Genomic DNA, 3,660 nt, shown 5'->3' with positions numbered 1-3,660 from the left:
CCCGGCCGCCAGCACCGCGAAATTGGGCGCCAGCGCCGAGATCGCCTGCGAGGCGGTCAGGCAGGTCAGGCTGAGCATGAGCGCGCGCCGGCGCGGCCAATGCGCCGTCCAGCGCACCAGCGGAAACGTCGTCAGGGCCGCCACGAAGGCATACCAGGTCAGCAGCGTTCCCACCGCAAACAGACTCACGTGCAGGTCGCGCGCGATGGCCGGCAGCGCGCCGACCGGCAGGATCTCAGCGGTGACGTAGGTGAACGCCGCGGCGGCCAGCACAGCAAGCTGAGCCGCGATCCGTGGAGTCCACGTTCGCGCGGCAGCATTGGATTCGGCAGTCATGGCGTCTGTATCGGCCGGACTACCCACTTCCTGGGTTGTCGCGCCTAATGCGATCACACTGCCTTACCGTACGGACCGCAACTTCGCCTCCCCCCGCAGCACGGCCGTAGCGAAGGTCTCAACTGCGTCACCGATTGAAAAAGAACCCCTAAGTCAGGAGCGCACCAGGCGCGCGATGGCCGCGGAGGCTTCGGCGAGCTTGGCTTGGGCTCTTTCCGGGGCGTCCGGCCCCTCCTCTGCGACGGCGCGGGTGACGCAGTGATTCAGGTGCTCGTCGAGCAGATTCAGGGCGACCGACCGCAAGGCACTGTTGACGGCGCTGACCTGGGTGAGGACGTCGATGCAGTACTTGTCCTCCTCGATCATGCGGGCGATGCCACGCACCTGACCCTCGATGCGTCGCAGCCGCTTGGCGTAGTTGTCCTTCTGCTGCGAATAACCGTGCTCGTTCGTCATCTGTCACCCCTGCTGAATCGCCCGCCGCGCTGCGGCATCACACCGAACTTCAGGTTATACCCCGTTGGGGTATAACCCCGGAAATGGCCATCGCGACTGGCCAGCGCATACTTGAACGATGTCCACCACCGATTCGGCGGCAAGCGCCGACATCAAGCCGCGTAGTCGTGACGTCACCGACGGCCTGGAGAAGGCCGCCGCCCGTGGCATGCTGCGGGCCGTAGGTATGGGAGACGAGGACTTCGCCAAGCCGCAGATCGGGGTGGCTTCGTCCTGGAACGAGATCACCCCGTGCAACCTCTCCCTGGACCGGCTGGCCAAGGCGGTCAAGGAGGGCGTGTTCTCGGCCGGTGGATACCCGCTGGAATTCGGCACCATCTCGGTGTCCGACGGCATTTCCATGGGTCACGAGGGGATGCATTTCTCGCTGGTGTCGCGCGAGGTGATCGCCGACAGCGTCGAGACGGTGATGCAGGCCGAACGGTTGGACGGCTCGGTGCTGCTGGCCGGCTGCGACAAGTCGCTGCCCGGGATGCTGATGGCCGCCGCACGGCTCGACCTTGCCTCGGTGTTCCTCTACGCGGGGTCCATTTTGCCGGGGGTGGCCAAGCTGTCCGACGGCACCGAGCGTGAGGTCACCATCATCGACGCGTTCGAGGCGGTCGGAGCCTGCGCCCGCGGCCTGATGCCCCGCGAGGACGTCGACTCCATCGAACGCGCGATCTGTCCCGGTGAGGGCGCGTGCGGCGGCATGTACACCGCCAACACGATGGCCAGCGCCGCAGAGGCGCTCGGGATGTCGTTGCCCGGCAGCGCGGCGCCACCGGCGACCGACCGCCGCCGCGACGGGTTCGCGCGCCGCAGCGGTGCGGCCGTCGTCGAACTGCTGCGGCGCGGCATCACCGCTCGCGACATCCTCACCAAGGAGGCGTTCGAAAACGCGATCGCGGTGGTGATGGCGTTCGGTGGCTCGACCAATGCGGTACTGCACCTGCTGGCCATCGCCCACGAGGCCGGCGTCGAACTCTCGCTCGACGACTTCAGCCGGGTCGGGTCGAAAGTTCCGCACCTCGCCGACGTGAAGCCGTTCGGCCGCCACGTCATGTCCCACGTCGACCACATCGGCGGCGTCCCGGTGGTGATGAAGGCACTGCTTGACGCCGGGCTGCTGCGCGGCGACTGCCTGACGGTGACCGGTGCGACGGTGGCCGAGAACCTGGCCGAGATCGCGCCGCCCGACCCCGACGGGAAGGTGCTGCGCGCGTTGAGCAATCCCATCCACCCGACCGGCGGCATCACCATCCTGCGCGGCTCGCTGGCACCCGAGGGCGCGGTGGTCAAGTCGGCCGGTTTCGATTCCGACGTGTTCGAGGGCACCGCAAGGGTTTTCGACGGCGAGCGGGCCGCGCTGGACGCCTTGGAGGACGGCACCATCACCAAGGGCGACGCCGTGGTGATCCGCTACGAAGGTCCCAAGGGCGGGCCCGGCATGCGCGAAATGCTGGCCATCACCGGCGCCATCAAGGGCGCAGGTCTGGGCAAGGACGTGCTGCTGCTGACCGACGGCCGGTTCTCCGGCGGCACCACCGGCCTGTGCGTCGGCCACATCGCGCCGGAGGCGGTCGACGCCGGACCGATCGCCTTCCTGCGAGACGGCGACCGCATCCGCCTGGACGTGGCCAACCATGTGCTCGACGTGCTGACCGATCCTGCCGAATTCGAGGCTCGCCGAAAGGATTTCACGCCACCGGAGCCGCGCTACAAGAGCGGCGTGCTGGCCAAGTACGTGAAGCTGGTCAGCTCGGCCGCGATCGGCGCGGTCTGCGGCTGATCGCCGCCCCGGGCCCCGCTGATGCGGCCCGGGGGCGAATTACCTTGGGGTCTATCCGAGTTCGCGCTTATTCGTGCGTGCCCGCCGCGCGGGTGCGCATGCCGAAGTAGGTCGCGTTGAGGCCTAAGAACGTCAACAACGCGCCCGCGACGACATTCGACCAGGTCATGCCGGCGCTCAACGTGACATCCGGCAGGATCCACGTCGAGACGATGACCCACACGCCCAGCACCGGCAACGTCCAGGTCATGCCGTGCGCGCGGTCCAGCGTCGTCGCGAACCCGTAGGCCAAGAACGCCGCCGCGATCCCCGCGATCAGGTCGGACGTGGCAAGCGATGCCATGGCGTTGAATCCAACGATCCACGGCGATGCGGCCACATACAGGCCCGTCAGCAGGGCCAGACCGAACGTGACATGCGCGCTCATCGACTCGGCGACGCGCTCATAGCGCGCACGCAGAGCCAACAAATCGGGGTGGTGATCGATTGATGAATGGACTGTACTCATTTTGTGACCTTTCTGTTATGCAGCAAGCCTTTTGAGCCGGACTGCACCCATCCATCTGCCGTCAAGATTACGCCCGCGCGCCATTGGCCAGCAACGAAAATCGGCGCCCCATCGGGTCGCTCGGCGCGGCCGTATCGACGAGGCGCGTAGCGTGTTGGGTCATGGACATCGTGGACCGGCTCCGGCTCGATGTGCCGATCGGGCAGGCCGGCATGGGCGGCGGGCTGGCGGGCGCGACGTTGGCGGGTGCGGTCGCCCGGGCGGGCGGACTGGGCACGCTGGGCATCGATACGCCGCACCGGCTACGAACATCGATCGAACTGGTGCGCACACAGGCGCCCGGCCGGGCCGTTGCGGTGAATCTGTTGATGCCCTTCGTTCATCGTCGTCATGTCGCGGTCTGCGTCGAAGCCCGGGTAGACGCCGTCGTGCTGGCATTCGGCGAGAAGCGGGGTCTCGTCGCGCACCTGCGAGATGCCGGGATCTTCGTCTTCGTGATGGTGGGCACCGAAGCGCAGGCGCGCGCGGC

General features: G+C 67.5%; 5 protein-coding genes. 2 read left to right on the top strand and 3 right to left on the bottom strand.

The features are described 5' to 3' along the window. Together A5686_RS16470 and A5686_RS16465 are read right to left on the bottom strand one after the other, a co-directional pair. Positions 1-336 (bottom strand): MFS transporter (locus tag A5686_RS16470; RefSeq protein ID WP_156750106.1); only part of this gene is annotated, 336 nt, incomplete at its 3' end. A gap of 153 nt (positions 337-489) precedes the next feature. After that, positions 490-792: a metal-sensitive transcriptional regulator gene (locus A5686_RS16465; protein ID WP_067936320.1), complete on the bottom strand. Its 303-nt coding sequence runs from the start codon at positions 790-792 to the stop codon at positions 490-492. Between the two features lie 118 nt (positions 793-910). On the opposite strand from A5686_RS16465, the gene ilvD reads away from it, so the two are divergent. Further along, positions 911-2,623, top strand: coding sequence for a dihydroxy-acid dehydratase (gene ilvD / locus A5686_RS16460; RefSeq protein ID WP_067936317.1), 1,713 nt, complete (start codon positions 911-913; stop codon positions 2,621-2,623). A gap of 67 nt (positions 2,624-2,690) precedes the next feature. On the opposite strand, the gene A5686_RS16455 is transcribed toward ilvD, so the two are convergent. Next, positions 2,691-3,131: an SPW repeat protein gene (locus tag A5686_RS16455; protein ID WP_067936315.1), complete on the bottom strand. Its 441-nt coding sequence runs from the start codon at positions 3,129-3,131 to the stop codon at positions 2,691-2,693. 161 nt (positions 3,132-3,292) lie between these two features. Here A5686_RS16455 and A5686_RS16450 point away from each other — a divergent pair. Beyond that, the coding region (locus A5686_RS16450; protein WP_197520599.1) for a nitronate monooxygenase at positions 3,293-3,660 on the top strand (368 nt) is incomplete at its 3' end.

The organism is Mycobacterium sp. E2479 (genome assembly GCF_001667925.1).
GTDB lineage: Bacteria > Actinomycetota > Actinomycetes > Mycobacteriales > Mycobacteriaceae > Mycobacterium.
Note: the sequence above shows the minus strand (reverse complement) of the source record. Positions and strands in the feature narration are given on the sequence as shown.

Bases quoted from the DNA above. Each gene is read 5' to 3' on its own strand.
- A5686_RS16465 (WP_067936320.1), bottom strand. From the start codon at position 792: ATGACGAACGAGCACGGTTATTCGCAGCAGAAGGACAACTACGCCAAG.
- ilvD (WP_067936317.1), top strand. From the start codon at position 911: ATGTCCACCACCGATTCGGCGGCAAGCGCCGACATCAAGCCGCGTAGT.
- A5686_RS16455 (WP_067936315.1), bottom strand. From the start codon at position 3,131: ATGAGTACAGTCCATTCATCAATCGATCACCACCCCGATTTGTTGGCT.